Raw genomic sequence first — 15,577 nt, forward strand, 5'->3', positions numbered from 1 at the left:
TTCAGTGAGTGCGGCAATTTCACATGCGATCAAGGAAATCCCTGACCATGCGCAAATTGAAATATGCATGGCGCCCTAGTACGAGGTGCTACGATGTCGAGATCGCGGGCGACAAGGCGTTCGAGTACCAACAGGCAGCCGAGCATCGCCTCGTATCTGTGACTGGCGTCATCAACATACCGCATGGCCACGAACATTACTCGTCTGCGCAACGAACATTCGCAGTTGTCTGCCCGAGATTGCCAAGCGATCCAGCAATTTGACGATCCGCAGGTATCACCCCGGTATCATCTGCCGCACAAGCTGGATGACGTCGCGTCAGGCATCTCGGCTTCCGAAAATCCGTATTTCTGCAGTATCTTCAGGAGTGCGCCGTCGATCTTCATTGCCTTCAGCTGCATATTATAGGCATCGCGAAAGTCGGCGTCTTTCTGGCGGAACGCAACAGCTGCGTAGTTGAAATGCGGTTGGCCTGCAGCGTCCCGCTTACCGACAAAGGGGACGGCGCGCTCTACGCCTTTGGTTTTGAGATCGTCATACAGAGCGGCGATAGAGGCCGCGGTCGCTGACACCGCATCAACCCGGCCCGCGATCAGCGCCGAGATCGCTGCCTGATTATCGGGAAACAGGGTCTGCCGGTCCCTAGGCACGCCGGCAGCCAATGCATCCGCGGCCGTGCTGAAGCCGCGAGCCGTGCCAATGGTTGCAGCCGCGTTCTTGGCGACATCTTCATAGCTGTGCAAGTTCTTGGGATTTCCGGTCTTCACCAGCAAAGCATCGGTCATTTTGATGTCGGGATCACCGAATGCTACAAGACGGCAGCGCTCAGGAGTGACGAACAGCCCAGCAGTCACGGCGTCGGCCCGGTGCGCCTGGAGTGCGGGGATCAGGGCGGAGAACTCCGTGCTGACGGCCTCGAATTTTCCTATCCCCATCCGCTCCAGCGCTGTCCGCAGCACGTCGACAGCGAACCCGTGATACTCGCCTTTCTCGTCAGTCACACCCCAAGGCACCTGATTGTAGACCGCCACGCGCGCCGAACCGGTGCGGAGAGCCTGCTGGTATGCGCTCTCGGCATGTACCGAGGTCGCCGTAAACATCCCGAGCACCGCCCCTCCCCAGACGCGAAAACCAAATCCTGTCAACAAGCGCATACCCGCCCTCCGCCTCTATCGTTGACGACTACGCTATACCTGGTATACCTTTTCGTCAACGATATAGCCGCGATTTTCGAGCACCGGGTCAGAAAGGTCAGCAATGATGGCGAGTTCACAGGCGGACGAAGTGGGACGACGAATCGAGAAGCTGCGCGGCGAAATGGCGCGCTTGTCGATCGACGCTTTCGTTTTGACCGATCAGTCCAACTTCGAATACTTCACCGGCTACAGGTCGTTGTTCTGGGCATCCAAATCGCGTCCGTTTTTCGCGGTGATCTTTGCGGACGACAATGCACCGCTCATCATTACGAGCACAGCTGAGGCGCGAACGCTCAATCAGTCCGTCGGCATGCCCGCCAACCTGCGCGTTGAATTTTACAGTGGGTTCATCGAGGCGGGCCTGGCAAAGCTGATGGACAGTGTCGCGCCCAGATTGCCCGTTTCGGGCGTGATCGGCCTCGATTATGGCAATGACCATTTCGGGCGCGGATCGCTGACACTCCCCGAGATGTGGCACGCGCGTCGGCAAGACATCGAGATCATCGACGGGTCGGACGCGATCTGGAACGTACGCATGATCAAATCCGAATATGAAATCGAGCTGAAGCGGCAGGCAATGAAGGTCGCCACTGACGCGTTCTTTACCTGCCTTGAGGCGCTTCGGATTGGCGACACGGAGGAACAGTTCGCGACAGCGCTGAAGCGCGAGATGCTTGCTCAAGGGGCGGAGAGCGTGCCGTGGCTACCGGTGCGCTTCGGCCGAGCCGACATGGCCTATAGCCTGAGGCCCACGAAAAGGCAGCTGGTTGAGAACGATTACATCTGGGTCGATATCGGATGTGTCCGCGAGGGCTATATGTCTGATGTCAATCGTATCGCCAAGGCCGGCACGGTCACGGACGAAGAACAGGACGCCTACAGGACTATTCGAAAGCTCACGCTCGACGTACTGCACTCCATTCGTCCCGGAGTGACGGGCGGTGATGTGTATAGAAACTGCGAGAGGCTCGCTTCCATAACGCCGTTTGGCGCACCGGCAGCCGCCGCATCGCGGATCGGACACGGTTCGGGTATCGATCTGACTGAGCCGCCTTCGATCATGGCGGCTTCCCAGGAGGTGATCAGGCCCGGGATGATCATTCATATTGAGCCCAAATATGAAACCCAGCTCGGCGTATTCCAGCTCGAAGAGGTTGCCGTGGTACGCGAGTCAGGGATCGAAATGCTGACGATAGCTGCGCCCGAAACGCTTCCGGCGTTGAAAGTGCATAAAGGCCGCGTGCAGACCGAGTTGGTGCCCTAGGCCTACGGAGCCGGCCGGTCGCGGAACAGCGAACATTGGAGGCGAGCGTTGTGACTGCTCAAAGGTAGCCTTCACGCGGATGAGCCGGGGCTGCCTTTTCGGGCAGCCGCTCGTTGGACCGGCGCAGTTCGAGAAGGACGATTTTAAACTGGAGACGTTTTGGCGAAGACGGTGCCGATATTTCAAGGCCTCGAATGTCTGGAGCGGAAGGTGGAGCGGGTACACACTGCGCGCTGCGTGCGCCCTAACACGCGGACATCCGTCAAGAACACGATCTTGGCGAGGATCTCTCTTCAGGATCTTGCCGCGGTCGGGCCGTCTCTTGAGCCGGTCGTTCTGCGAGAACGTCTGGTGCTCCATGAACCGAAGAAGCCGCTCGATTATGTCTATTTCATTGAATCAGGCCTTATCTCCTTAAGAATCATTGCCGAGGGGAGCATGCTTGAAACGGCACTGATCGGATATCGCGGCGCGGTCGGCGCCTCATTCTTGCTTGGTGGCCATTGCTCGACGCACCAATCGGTCGTGCTGTTTCCTGGAAGCGCACACAGAATTCGCGTCGAGGATGTGCGCAAGGCGATGAATGAGCATCCCGCAATCCGGGAACAACTCTCTGGCTATGTGCAGGCGCTGAGCTTGCATTGTGCTCAGATGGCCTTGTGCGGCGTTCGGCACAATCTGGAGAAGCGCCTTGCCTCCTGGCTCTGCCTGGCGAGCGATGCTATTTGCTCTCATGTCCTTCCAACCACCCACGACTATCTTTCCTCAGTGCTCGGACTGCGCCGCGCCGGGGTGACGGAGACTTTAAACAGGTTCGAAGATAAGGGCTTGATTCGCAAATCGCGCGGCGTCTTGCAGATCGACGATCGCCAGCACCTAGAGCAAAAGGCATGCTCCTGCTATAAGCTCATCTCCCATGCCTATGCCTCGCCCGAGCCCGCCATTCCGATGGCCGTGCCGGCGGAATAGCGGGCTCGCGCAAGGTTTGATGACAGAATCAGGACCTGCACGCCGGCACCCTGCAGCACCGCGCGGATGAGCTCGATAGATTGGGTCGTCGTGGCAGCACAGCCGCAAGTGCCAAGCATCGCCCAACTTGGCCGGTGGGAGCGAGACTGCGACCTGCTTTCAAGCCGACCGAAGATCCTGGAACGCCTCGACCTTCCCGCTGATTCAGCAGCGTCCGTGGGGCCGACGCAACGGCGATCCTGGACGCCCGTCTTCAGGCTTGGGTTGTTTGAAGCGCTGGTATTTCTTGCCCTTAGGGCCAGGGCCATGAATCTGCCATCCGATGAAAACGCGACAATTCGGGCTCTCGTCTCGTCCAGCTGGATCAGTTCGGAATAGAGCCTCGCTAGCTGATATCGAGCCGCATGGCCGACGATCCGCTATACTATTTCCGCGAGATAGTATAGTCACGCGGCCTCGCCTATCCTAAAGGACAGGGTCGACGCTGAACAACAGCTCGGACAGACGCTCGACCACGTCGACATGAGCGTCGAGCGCACTGCACATCGTGGCCGTCTCCAGGCCGATGATCCCGCCGCTGGGCATTCCGCTCCCCCTTCCCGTTCGGCCAATTCGACATGCTCGTTGCCTCTTTCGTTTCCTTAACCGCGTGCAAGCGGAAACACAGATAAGGGTTCTTTCGAGAGCCGTCAGCGTCTGCGGCCCGCCAGGACTCTCAGCGTCTTGGGGCCCGATCTTGCAAAATCAACGGATGAGGCGCCGAGGCCCAAGCGCACAGACCGACTCTTCCGTGGTGCCTTGCTCGCGCAACTGATTGCCGGGTAGCGGGCCGCGTCCCGGCGATATTGATTTCCCTTGCGACCGGCCGTCTCCCCGAACCGCCACCTGCTGAGCGTCCACGAAAATAGCCATCCGCCGAGCACAAGCTCGCCTACTCTGCGCTCTTTCATCGGCCGCCGGAGCTGCACTTCAACCGGGGCGATTAAACTGATTACGAATCCGCCCGAAGACCTCAAGCATTTGTTTCGTCGCACTTGATTTGACGGCAGGAGGAAGACCAGCGCATACGCGGTGGAACAGCTCCGCCATATCTATCGTTCAGCGATCGTTGAATTGACCAGAATACCGTCTCAACACCGATATCGCGGCCAGGCAGGCTCGTCGGTCGCTGGCGGCAGATGGTACCGAATCCGTTGAACTGTCACGCGAACATTGGTGACCAGCATGCGATCGAAGCCAGAGGAACAGTGAATCCCACTTTGGCTCGATCCAAGACAACCATTGTTTCCAGGTGCTTTATGTCCGGGTTTTGGCGCACAAGATGCCGGGTAAACGCCTCATACTCTTCCAAATCATTTGTTGTGACAAGCAGGGCGAAGTCGGCGCGGCCGGTCACATAGAATCCACTCATCACCTCGGGCATCCTGCAGATCGCTCGCTTGAAGCGGTCGACGATGTCGGCCCGAGCGCGCTCAAAATAGACGAGGACCAACACGGTCACGTTCCGTCCAATTGCCTTTGGAGAAATGATCGAAACATCGGCCTGTATGATGCCCTCCAAACGCAAGCGCTTCAATCGACGCTGAACTCCGGATGCGGATAAGCCGACCTTCGCGCCGAGTTCTTCGCTGCTCAAGCGATTATTGCGTTGCATGAGATCTAGAATACGAGCATCGATTTTATCGAGTTCTGCGGCTGCGCTGCGCTCAACAGAGCGGGCGTCCGTGGCCCAGGCACACGATGTCATTTCGCTAGTACCTGTCATTTCCCACCTCCTCGCTTCTGAACACGACTTTGCTGCCTAGCGACAATGTTCGCAATTGTTCGAACGCCCAAAGGAAGCAGCGGGCTGAGGAACAATGCCTCACGTTGCATTCTGGCCGAAGCGCGCCAGCGCCTTGACCGAACTCCTCCGGTGGAACGGCTGGTCGGACGAACTGCCGGCCTGATGCAGCGTCAAACTCGCTAATCGTCACTTCCCAGTTCTTCGCTCAATCCTGGATCGATGCCACCAAAACGCGTCGCGCATTGGCAAACTCGCGTCGGTTCCGATTTCCATGTTGCGCAAAAGTCTGACTCCTCGTCGACACATGGCACAACTGAGCGATCGCGACCTTGCAGATAAACTAGCAACGCTCCTGCCATGGTAACCTCACGCTCGCGACCGTTTTTCACCAGTGAGCATGCGCAAAATCGCGTCTGATTCGCCAAGAACCGGAACACAAGTTCAGCGCCGTTCTTACGAAAGACTGTCTGACTGAACAAAGGAAGAGATGCATCAGCAGCGCGTGCAGCGACCCAAGCCAACGTCGGATGATTTCACTGAACCCGAATTGATTCAATCTCCGCTATCGTATGCGGTCAGATGGTCCTTCTCCCGCTAGCGACCGGCAATAGGTCGGTACACACGCCTTCGAACAGCTCCGCGGCCATGCCTATCGTCTCACCCAAAGTGGGATGGGGATGAATTGTCTTGCCAATGTCGATCGCGTCGGCTCCCATTTCGATGGCAAGGCATATCTCTCCGATCATGTCCCCTGCATGAGGACCGACGATCACCCCTCCAACCACGCGGTGGGTGTCGGTGTCGAACACAAGCTTCGTCATCCCGTAGCGTGCGCCAGATGCGATCGCGCGACCTGACGCGGCCCAGGGAAATTTGACGGATTTGACGCTCCGCTGCGCGGCTATGGCTTCTTTCTCCGACAGGCCGACCCAGGCAATTTCCGGATCGGTATAGGCCACAGAAGGGATGACCTTGGCGTCGAAATAGCTCTTCTGTCCAGCCGCGGCTTCGGCCGCAACATGTCCCTCGTGCACGGCCTTGTGAGCCAGCATCGGTCCACCCACGATATCGCCTATCGCAAAGATGTTCGAGACCGATGTACGCATTTGCTTGTCTATCGCCAGGAACCCGCGCTGATCTGGCTTCAGTCCGGTGGAAGACAACCCGAGTGCGTCACTGTTGGGCGTTCGTCCCGCCGATTGAAGCACGAGGTCGTAAGAGCGCTTCTCCAGATCCTCAGCCATTATCGTAACGACGACTTCGTCATTGACGATCTCGGCGCTTTCCACCGAGGCGCGCAGCCATATGCCATCAAAGCGGTGAGCATTTCGCTTGCGCCAGATCGCAACTGCATCAGGATCAACGCCGGGCAGGAGCTCGGGCAGGCGCTCGACGATATCGACACGAGCGCCGAGCGCGCTGTACACCGTGGCCATCTCAAGGCCAATGATCCCGCCGCCGATCACCAGCATCCGGCGAGGGATTTCTCTCAGCTGAAGAGCTCCGGTGGAATCGACAATGCGCCGATCGCTCGGCAGCATGGGCAACCGGACAGGCGAGGACCCCGCCGCAATCACACAGGTCTTGAAACCGATGGTCTGGGTCCCGCCGCCGTCCGATGTAACGGCCAGTTGGTTCGGCGATTCGAATCTGGCTGATCCGCAAACGATCTCGACTTTGCGTGCCTTCGCCATCTGGCTCAACCCATCCGTCAGACGCTTTACAGTAGCGCTCTTGAACGATCTGAGCGCTTCAAGGTCGATGACAGGTGGATCGAACCGGACGCCGTTCGAGGCGATCCGCTCGGCCTCCTCTTTCACGCCCGCAACGTGCAGCAGCGCCTTAGACGGGATACAGCCAACATTCAGACAAACGCCCCCCAGGACGTCGTAACGTTCGATCAAGGCAACCTTCATTCCAAGATCAGCGGCACGGAAAGCCGCTGAATAACCGCCGGGGCCTGCCCCGATCACCACAAGGTCGAATTCAGGTGCAACCGGGGTGTCGTGCGACTTCAACGGTACCGCCACGCGATCGGTCGCAGGAGTAGCCTGCAAGCCCGCGATCTCGGCGATCACAGTTCCCTGCGATACCTTGTCGCCAACCTTGACCGCAACAGACTCGATCCTGCCGGCCGAAGGCGACGGAATCTCCATCGTCGCTTTCTCGGATTCAACCGTCAGAAGCGCCTCGTCCTGGGCAACGATCTGGCCTTGTTTGATCAGCACTTCAATGACCGCGACGTCCTTGAAGTCACCGATATGGGGCACGCGAATGTCGGATATTTGGGTCATGAGTGATCCTCAGAGCGCGAACCGACGCAAGTCGCTGATGGCAGTAGCGACGAATCCCAGGAATTTCGCTGCCGCAGCGCCGTCGACGACCCGATGGTCCCAGGATAAGCTAATGGGCAAGATCAGCCTCGGCTTGAACGCCTTGCCGTCCCAGATTGCTTCGGTCGCCGACCGTCCCGCGCCGAGGATAGCTACTTCGGGGGCATTGATAATTGGCGTAAATCCGCAGCCACCGACACCGCCGAGCGAAGACACCGAGAAACAGCCGCCCTGCATGTCGCCTATCGGAAGCGCTCCCGAGACGGCCTTGTCGGCCAAGGCTCGCATCTCTGCCGCGATATCGAAGAGCCCCTTTCTGTCGCAATCCCTGATAACGGGCACCATGAGGCCGTTCGGCGTATCGACGGCAAATCCGACGTGGACATATTTTTTCAGAACAAGTTCTTCGCCATCCAACGATGAATTGAATCGCGGGAATGCCTTGAGCGCGAGCGCGGACGCCTTGATAAGAATGGAGACCATGGTGAGCTTGGCACCCTGTCCTGCCGTGCCGTTCACGCTCTGACGGAATGCCTCAGCATCTGTCACGTCGGCCTTGTCGAAGTTCGTGACATGAGGAACAACATGCCAGTTCCGCGACAGGTTTGCGCCGGCGATCTTCTGAATCCTCGATAAAGCGGCGCGCTCGACCGGACCGAACTTCTCGAAGTCCACCTTGGGCCAATCGGCAAGCCCGCCCCCGCTTGCGGTCAGCTGCGGGGCGGCAGCTGAACCGAGCCCGCGCTTGACATAAGCAGCAACGTCCTCGCGCAGAATCCGCCCCTTTGCGCCGCTCGGGGTCACTTTTGCGAGATCCACGCCGAGCTCGCGCGCGAACGCTCTGACCGACGGCGTGGCATGTGCAGCCGCCGTCGGATCGGCATTTTGCGTTGTTGGCTCTGTCCTGATCTCATCCGCGGGTTTGGAGGCCAGCGCTGGCGCAGCGGCCGCCGAGGCGGTCTCGGTCGAGGCCGCCTCGGCGGGAGAATTGGCCGAGGGCATCGCTTGGTCGAGTAGCTGGTCGAGCAGCATGAGTGGGCTGCCATGCGACACGCGGCTGCCGACCACTACCTTCAGCTCCCGTATCACGCCCGCAAAGGGAGACGGCACTTCCATCGTCGCCTTGTCCGATTCGATCGAGAGCAATGGCGTATCGATCGACACGTGATCGCCGACCTTTACGTTGATCTCGATGACCGGCACATCCTTATAGTCGCCGATGTCCGGCAGAACGACATCCACCAGTCTGGTCATGGTGAGCTCCACTTATACAGACCACGGCGAGGGAGCGCCGACCGCTACGCCGTAACGCGAAATCGCATCAGCGACCCGCTGCCTGTCGATCGCACCGGAACGCGCCAGGGCAGAAAGAGCTGCAACAACCAGTTGATGACGGTCGACTTCGAAAAACGCTCTGAGTGCGGCCCGCGTGTCACTACGGCCAAACCCGTCGGTACCCAAGACTGTGAAGGGAGCTTCGATATACGACGCAATGAGCTGAGGATATGCGCGCACGTAGTCGGAGGTCGCGATGACCGGCACCTGCCCAGGCAGGCATGCCGCCACGTGACTGGTGAGTGGTTCTGTCAGCGGATTGAGACGATTTTGCCTCTCGACGTCGCGAGCATCACGCGCGAGCTCGGAGAAACTCGTCGCCGACCAGACCTCGTAGCTAATGCCCCAATCGCTCTTCAGCAACTTGCCGGCCTGGATCACCTCCGGCAGAATCGCGCCCGAGCCCACCAATCGAACGCTTGGCGATCCTGCCGTCTCGGCGCTGCGCGCAATGCAGTACAGGCCCTTGACGATGTCCGCTTCAACGCCCTGCGGCATCGATGGCTGCGAATAATTCTCATTCATGACGGTTAGGTAATAGAATTCATCGCGGTCCTCCTCAAGCATGGCGCGCATTCCGTGGTCGAGGATCACTGCGACTTCATAGGAGAACGCCGGATCGTAAGCTCTGCAGTTGGGAACTGTTGCCGCAATGACGTGGCTGGAGCCGTCCTGATGCTGGAGTCCTTCGCCGCCGAGTGTGGTGCGTCCCGCAGTGGCGCCGATCAGAAAGCCCCGCGAGCGCTGATCGGCCGCCGCCCAGATGAGATCGCCGACGCGCTGAAATCCGAACATCGAATAGTAGATATAGAACGGCAGCAGCTTCAGACCGTGCACGCTGTACGAGGTAGCCGCGGCGGTCCAGGACGAAATTGCTCCCGCTTCCGTGATCCCTTCTTCGAGAAGCTGGCCGTCGACTGCCTCCTTGTAGTAGAGCATCGAGCCGGCATCTTCCGGCTCGTACAGCTGCCCGACCGGCGAATAGATCCCAACCTGCCTGAACAGGTTCGCCATTCCGAACGTTCGTGCTTCGTCAGCGACAATCGGAACGACCCGGGGGCCAACCTGCTTATCCTTGAGCAGATTGGAAAATAGCCGCACGACGGCCATCGTGGTCGACATCTCCTTGCCGTCGCTTTTCAAGGCAAACTCGGCGTAGCTATCAAGTGCGGGTACGCGAACCGATGGTGCAGTTCGCTTCCTGGCCGGAAGAAATCCGCCGAGTGCTTCACGACGTTGCCGCAGATACTCTAGTTCGGCGCTGTTTTCCTCAGGCCGATAGAACTCGAGGCGTTCGACCTGTTCATCACTCAATGGAAGCAAGAACCGATCCCGGAAGGCATAGAGCGCATCGACATCCAGTTTCTTGGCCTGGTGGGAAGTCATCCGTGACTCGCCGGCACCACCCATGCCGAAGCCCTTTTTGGTCTTCGCGAGAATGACCGTGGGCTTACCTTTGGCGGCCTTGGCTGCGGCAAAGGCCGCATATAGCTTGCGGAAGTCGTGACCGCCACGCCGAAGAGCGTCGACCTCCCGGTCCGACATGTGAGAGACCAATGCCCGCACCTCGGGATCTTCATCGAAGAAGTGCGCCAGATTGTAGGCGCCGTCCTTTGCGCCAAGCGTCTGATACTTGCCATCGACTGTCGCGGCAAAGCGGCGAAGCAGCGCGTGTTCAGTATCGCGGGCGAAGATCTGATCCCATTCCGATCCCCACAGGACCTTTATCACACCCCAGCCCGCACCGCGGAACAGCATCTCCAGCTCCTGGATGACCTGACCGTTACCGCGAACCGGCCCATCCAGGCGTTGAAGGTTGCAGTTGATGATGAAGGTCAGGTTGTCCAGCCCCTCGCGCGCGGCAATCGACAGCCCCGCCAGGGATTCCGGCTCGTCCATCTCGCCATCGCCGAATACGCCCCAGACGTGGCGGTCCTCTGTCACCGCCAGACCCCTGTTCTGCAGGTACCTCATGAAGCGGGCCTGGTAGACGGCACTGATCGGTCCGATTCCCATCGACCCGGTCGGCACCTGCCAGAAATCGGGCATCAGCCATGGGTGGGGATAGGAGGACAGTCCACTGCCAGTCAGCTCCTGACGATAATGCTTGAGATGTTGCTCCGTCAGGCGACCTTCCAGAAACGCGCGCGCATAGACACCTGGCGAGGAGTGCGGTTGGAAGTAGACGATGTCTCCGCCTGATCCGTCGTCAGAGGCGCGAAAGAAGTGATTGAAGCCGAGCTCGAAGATCTCCGCCGCCGAGGCGTAGCTTGCGATGTGTCCACCAAGCTCGCCATAGGCCTTGTTGGCGCGCACCACCATGGCCAAAGCGTTCCAGCGTATGATTGCCGTAATGCGCGTTTCGATGTCGATGTCACCCGGATAGGGAGGTTGCGACTCCAGCGGGATGGAATTGCGATATGGCGAAAAGGGAGGCGCCTCCGAGATCACGCCGAGCTCCTTTGCGCGTGCGTCCAACGCCGACAGGACAAAGCGAGCTCGTTCGGCTCCGCCATTGCCGTAAAGCGTCGCCAGAGATGTCAGCCAGTCTGCCGTTTCCAACGGATCTGCGTCGTCAGTCGCGGAGGCCCGGACGTGGCGAATCTTCTCGACATCGTGAATCATGGAGCTCTGCCAATCTCGTGAATGCGAACGTTCTCCTAGCACCCCATGCACGAGCAGGTCATACCGAATACCTTGCGAAAAGGCCTCCAAACAGCTAACCTTGCCGTTTCTGTAGCCCATTTCAGCACGTCATGCCGATGCAAGATTTCGATGCAATCGACCTTAAGATACTCAAGCATTTGCAGCGTGATGCGAGCCTGTCGAATGTTGAGCTCGCGGCGCGCGTCGGCCTTTCGCCGTCTCCCTGCCTGACGCGTGTCAAGCAACTCGAGGCGACGGGCGTCATCTCACGTCGTGTTGCGCTGCTGGATCCAGTCCATCTCGGCTCCGCCCTCAGCGTTTTCATCCATGTGGCCCTCGAGAAGCAAACAGAGCCAAGGCTTCAGGCCTTTGAGAAATCCATGGCGAACCTTCCGGAGGTGATGGAATGCTATTTGATGTCCGGTGACTCGGATTATTTGCTGCGCGTCGTGGTGCGGGACGTGGTTGCCTTGCAGCAATTCATCGTCGACAAGCTAGCCAAGACCTCAGGCGTTGCGAATATCAGATCCAGCTTCGCGCTTAAGCAGGTCAAATATAACACCGAACTCCCGATCGAGACCCTAGTGAATCTAAAGCTTGGCAAATCAAGGCCGCGAAACCCGCGATGAATCGCAGCCTTGGGCTTCCATCCCGCGCAACAGGAGCAGAATATAGCGTTTCTGGGCTCCATTCTGCATCCGGATCACCTGTCGTCGTTCTTATCCAACGCTTCGCACTGAGCCGGCCGACTGGCCAGCGCATGGATGTTCGGTCTGACGTCCCGACTTCGATGGTAAGCTCGTTCGCGAAAAAAGCTGTTCACGGCCTCGGGTGAACTCCGTGCCTGACCGCAGGCGAAGCGTCCCACCCCATGGGTGACCAACGCGCTGGAAATGAATTCATATCAAGCCGCGCGGAAGTCTAACTTCACGAATACGCGGCAGCACGTGCGACACGCGATTGCACCGGCACGGTAGCTTGGTTGATGAGCCTGATGACTACAGTGGAAAAGTGCCCGCAGCACGTACGATGAAAGTGTCTAAAGCGTGATGGCATTAGGTTCGATAGCCTGAGTTTTTCAGGTAGTTGGCGCATTCCACGGATGTGAAGGCCTCGAGTGCGTGACCGATTGCGGCGCAGACCGCGTCGACGGTTCGCGCGGCAGCTTTGCGGACGAGTTGCTTGAGCTTGGCAAAGACCTGTTCGATCGGATTCAGATCGGGCGAGTATTTTGGCAGGAAGAAGAGTTTGGCGCCGACCGAACGGATGAGTTGGCGAACCGCCTTGCTCCTGTGGCTGCCGAGGTTGTCCAAGATGACGATATCGCCGGGTCGAAGGACAGGCAGAAGAACCTTCTCGACATAGGTGCGAAAGCTCACGCCGTCGATTGGCCCCTCGATGAACCATGGCGCATCGATCCGGTCATGGCGCAGGGCCGCCAGGAAGGTCATGGTCTTCCAGCGGCCGTGGGGGACCTTGGCGTGAAGTCTGCGCCCGCGCGGCGCCCATCCCCGCAAGGGCGCCATATCGGTCCGGGTCCAGGTCTCGTCGATGAAGACCAGCCGCTCAGCTTCGACGCGATCTTGATACTTTGCCCACTGGGCTCGCCGCCGCGCGACCTCGGGTCGATCGCGTTCCCCAGCCGCCACGCTTTTTTTTGAAGCTGAGCTTCTCGGCATGCACGAAGTCCCACACCGAGTGGTAGTCGACCTTCAGACCACGTCCGGCAAGCTCGGCGACGAGACCACGTATGGTGAAATCGCCGTCCTTGATCCGTTGTGACAGCCAGACCGCATGCTCGCCCGAAATTGCCTTCGGCTTGTAGCCGCCGATCTGGCCAGGCTCAACGCTGCCGGTCTCATCGACCCGCTTCATCCAACCGATGGCCGTGCTGATCGCCACCCCAAACTGCTTGGCGGCCTGATTGCGGGACATTCCGCCCTCAATCGCGGCTACCACACGCTTGCGAAGATCCAGAGAATACGGCTTGCCCATCCATGCTGGCCTCCGTCCAGCCAGCATGATGAATCAGAAACCAGCTGATTTGGGAATCCCAAATCGATTCAGACTAAACTCATCCCGCTTTAGGGCGACTGGCACACTGGATGGTGGCGTAACACTAATCCTTGACCACCCGGACAGCACCGCGCGCAGCGCTGGAGGTCAGAGCCGCATAGGCCTTCAGCGCGGTCGAGACCGCGCGCTTGCGCGGCGCTGCCGGCTTCCACGCCGCATTGTCCTTGGCCTCCATCGCCGCGCGGCGGCGCTTCAGCTCAGCATCGTCGACCTTTAGGTTGACCTTGCGGTTCGGAATGTCGAACTCGATGATATCGCCTTCCTCGACGAGGCCGATCAGGCCGCCTTCTGCGGCTTCCGGCGAGACGTGGCCGATCGAAAGGCCGGACGAGCCACCCGAGAAGCGGCCGTCGGTGATCAGCGCACAGGCCTTTCCGAGGCCCTTCGACTTCAGATAGCTGGTCGGATAGAGCATCTCCTGCATGCCCGGGCCGCCGCGCGGACCTTCATAGCGGATCAGCACGACATCGCCGGCCTTGACCTTGTTGGCCAGGATGGCGTCGACCGACGCGTCCTGGCTCTCGAAGATGCGGGCGGGGCCTGAGAACGTCAAAATGCTCTGGTCGACGCCGGCGGTCTTCACGATGCAACCGTCTTCGGCAAGGTTGCCGAACAGCACGGCGAGGCCGCCGTCCCTGGAATAGGCGTGCGCGGCGTCGCGGATGACGCCCGTTTCGCGGTCGAGATCGACCTCGTCGAAGCGGCGGTCCTGGCTGAACGCTTCCTGGGTCGGCACGCCGCCGGGCGCGGCCCGGTAGAAATTGCGCACCTTGTCGCTTGAGGTCCGCACCACGTCCCAGCGGTTCAGCGCGTCGTCCAGCGTTGCGGCATGCACGGTCGGGCCGTCGGTGGTCAGCAGTTTGGCGCGATCGAGTTCGCCGAGGATCGCCATGATGCCGCCGGCGTGATGCACGTCTTCCATGTGGACGTCCTGCACCGAGGGCGCGACCTTGCAGAGCACCGGCACTTTTCGTGACAGCCGGTCGATGTCGGCCATCGTGAACGGCACCTCGCCCTCGCGGGCGGCGGCGAGCAGATGCAACACGGTGTTGGTCGAGCCGCCCATCGCGATGTCGAGCGTCATCGCGTTCTCGAACGACTTGAAGTTCGCGATGTTGCGCGGCAGCACCTTGGCGTCGTCCTGCTCGTAATAGCGGCGGGCGAGATCGACGATCAGATGGCCGGCCTCGACGAACAGGCTCTTGCGGTCGGCATGGGTTGCCAGCACCGAGCCGTTGCCGGGCAGCGCGAGGCCGAGCGCCTCGGTCAGGCAGTTCATCGAGTTCGCAGTGAACATGCCGGAGCAGGAGCCGCAGGTCGGGCAGGCCGAGCGCTCGATCACCTCGACCTCCTCGTCCGAGACGTTGGAGTCGGCGGCCGCGACCATCGCGTCGATCAGGTCGACTGCGCGCTTCTTGCCCTTGAGCAGGATCTTGCCGGACTCCATTGGGCCGCCCGAGACGAACACGGTCGGGATGTTGAGCCGCAAGGTCGCCATCAGCATGCCGGGCGTGATCTTGTCGCAGTTCGAGATGCAGACCATCGCGTCGGCGCAATGTGCGTTGACCATGTATTCGACGCTGTCGGCGATCAGCTCGCGCGAGGGCAGGCTGTAGAGCATGCCGTCATGGCCCATCGCGATGCCGTCATCGACCGCGATGGTGTTGAACTCCTTGGCGACGCCGCCGGCCTTCTCGATCTCGCGCGCGACGAGCTGGCCGAGATTCTGCAAATGGACGTGGCCGGGCACGAACTGGGTGAAGGAATTGACCACCGCAATGATCGGCTTGCCGAAATCCTCGTTCTTCATGCCGGTGGCGCGCCAGAGGCCGCGAGCACCCGCCATGTTGCGGCCGTGGGTGGTAGTGCGGGAGCGATAGGCGGGCATGGTGTTTCTCCGGTTATGTAAGTTTCTCCATTCCGGTACGATGCGGAGCACCGAACGCGAAAAGGCCGAGATTTCCAGATCTGC

The 15,577-nt window shown here is 59.7% G+C and carries 11 protein-coding genes; 3 read left to right on the top strand and 8 right to left on the bottom strand.

Annotated elements, in window-relative coordinates; translation table 11 throughout:
• Window positions 1-287: 287 nt before the first annotated feature.
• Window positions 288-1,154, bottom strand: coding sequence for an ectoine/hydroxyectoine ABC transporter substrate-binding protein EhuB (gene ehuB, locus XH92_RS36865; RefSeq protein ID WP_194456451.1), 867 nt, complete (start codon window positions 1,152-1,154; stop codon window positions 288-290).
• Between the two features lie 103 nt (window positions 1,155-1,257).
• Here ehuB and XH92_RS36870 point away from each other — a divergent pair, with 103 nt between their 5' ends.
• Both XH92_RS36870 and XH92_RS36875 read left to right on the top strand, forming a co-directional pair.
• Entirely contained in the window at window positions 1,258-2,460 is a 1,203-nt protein-coding gene (locus XH92_RS36870; RefSeq protein WP_194456452.1) for a Xaa-Pro peptidase family protein, read from the top strand.
• Between the two features lie 159 nt (window positions 2,461-2,619).
• On the top strand, window positions 2,620-3,429 hold the full coding sequence (locus tag XH92_RS36875; protein ID WP_194456453.1) for a Crp/Fnr family transcriptional regulator: 810 nt from the start codon (window positions 2,620-2,622) through the stop codon (window positions 3,427-3,429).
• Window positions 3,430-3,894: 465 nt separating this feature from the next.
• On the opposite strand, the gene XH92_RS36880 is transcribed toward XH92_RS36875, so the two are convergent.
• From XH92_RS36880 to mdeB, 5 genes are all read right to left on the bottom strand, one after another.
• Window positions 3,895-4,014, bottom strand: a complete 120-nt coding sequence (locus XH92_RS36880) for an NAD-binding protein (protein ID WP_194456454.1) — start codon at window positions 4,012-4,014, stop codon at window positions 3,895-3,897.
• 616 nt (window positions 4,015-4,630) lie between these two features.
• Window positions 4,631-5,176, bottom strand: coding sequence for an Lrp/AsnC family transcriptional regulator (locus XH92_RS36885; protein WP_194461600.1), 546 nt, complete (start codon window positions 5,174-5,176; stop codon window positions 4,631-4,633).
• A gap of 614 nt (window positions 5,177-5,790) precedes the next feature.
• Window positions 5,791-7,509, bottom strand: coding sequence for a dihydrolipoyl dehydrogenase (gene lpdA / locus XH92_RS36890; RefSeq protein WP_194456455.1), 1,719 nt, complete (start codon window positions 7,507-7,509; stop codon window positions 5,791-5,793).
• 9 nt (window positions 7,510-7,518) lie between these two features.
• Window positions 7,519-8,802, bottom strand: coding sequence for a 2-oxo acid dehydrogenase subunit E2 (locus XH92_RS36895; protein WP_194456456.1), 1,284 nt, complete (start codon window positions 8,800-8,802; stop codon window positions 7,519-7,521).
• 12 nt (window positions 8,803-8,814) lie between these two features.
• Window positions 8,815-11,508 (bottom strand): alpha-ketoglutarate dehydrogenase, encoded by a 2,694-nt coding sequence (mdeB, locus tag XH92_RS36900; protein ID WP_194456457.1) that lies wholly within the window; start codon window positions 11,506-11,508, stop codon window positions 8,815-8,817.
• A 137-nt stretch (window positions 11,509-11,645) separates the two neighbouring features.
• On the opposite strand from mdeB, the gene XH92_RS36905 reads away from it, so the two are divergent.
• Window positions 11,646-12,158, top strand: a complete 513-nt coding sequence (locus XH92_RS36905; protein WP_194461601.1) for an Lrp/AsnC family transcriptional regulator — start codon at window positions 11,646-11,648, stop codon at window positions 12,156-12,158.
• A gap of 426 nt (window positions 12,159-12,584) precedes the next feature.
• Here XH92_RS36905 and XH92_RS36910 read toward each other — a convergent pair.
• Together XH92_RS36910 and ilvD are read right to left on the bottom strand one after the other, a co-directional pair.
• A protein-coding gene (locus XH92_RS36910; RefSeq protein ID WP_371817871.1) for an IS630 family transposase occupies window positions 12,585-13,524 on the bottom strand; the annotation gives its coding sequence in 2 pieces (ribosomal slippage) (window positions 12,585-13,187 and window positions 13,189-13,524; 939 coding nt in all).
• Window positions 13,525-13,648: 124 nt separating this feature from the next.
• Window positions 13,649-15,493, bottom strand: a complete 1,845-nt coding sequence (gene ilvD, locus XH92_RS36915; RefSeq protein ID WP_194456459.1) for a dihydroxy-acid dehydratase — start codon at window positions 15,491-15,493, stop codon at window positions 13,649-13,651.
• Window positions 15,494-15,577: the final 84 nt, after the last annotated feature.

Source organism: Bradyrhizobium sp. CCBAU 53421, assembly GCF_015291625.1.
Classification (GTDB): Bacteria; Pseudomonadota; Alphaproteobacteria; order Rhizobiales; family Xanthobacteraceae; genus Bradyrhizobium.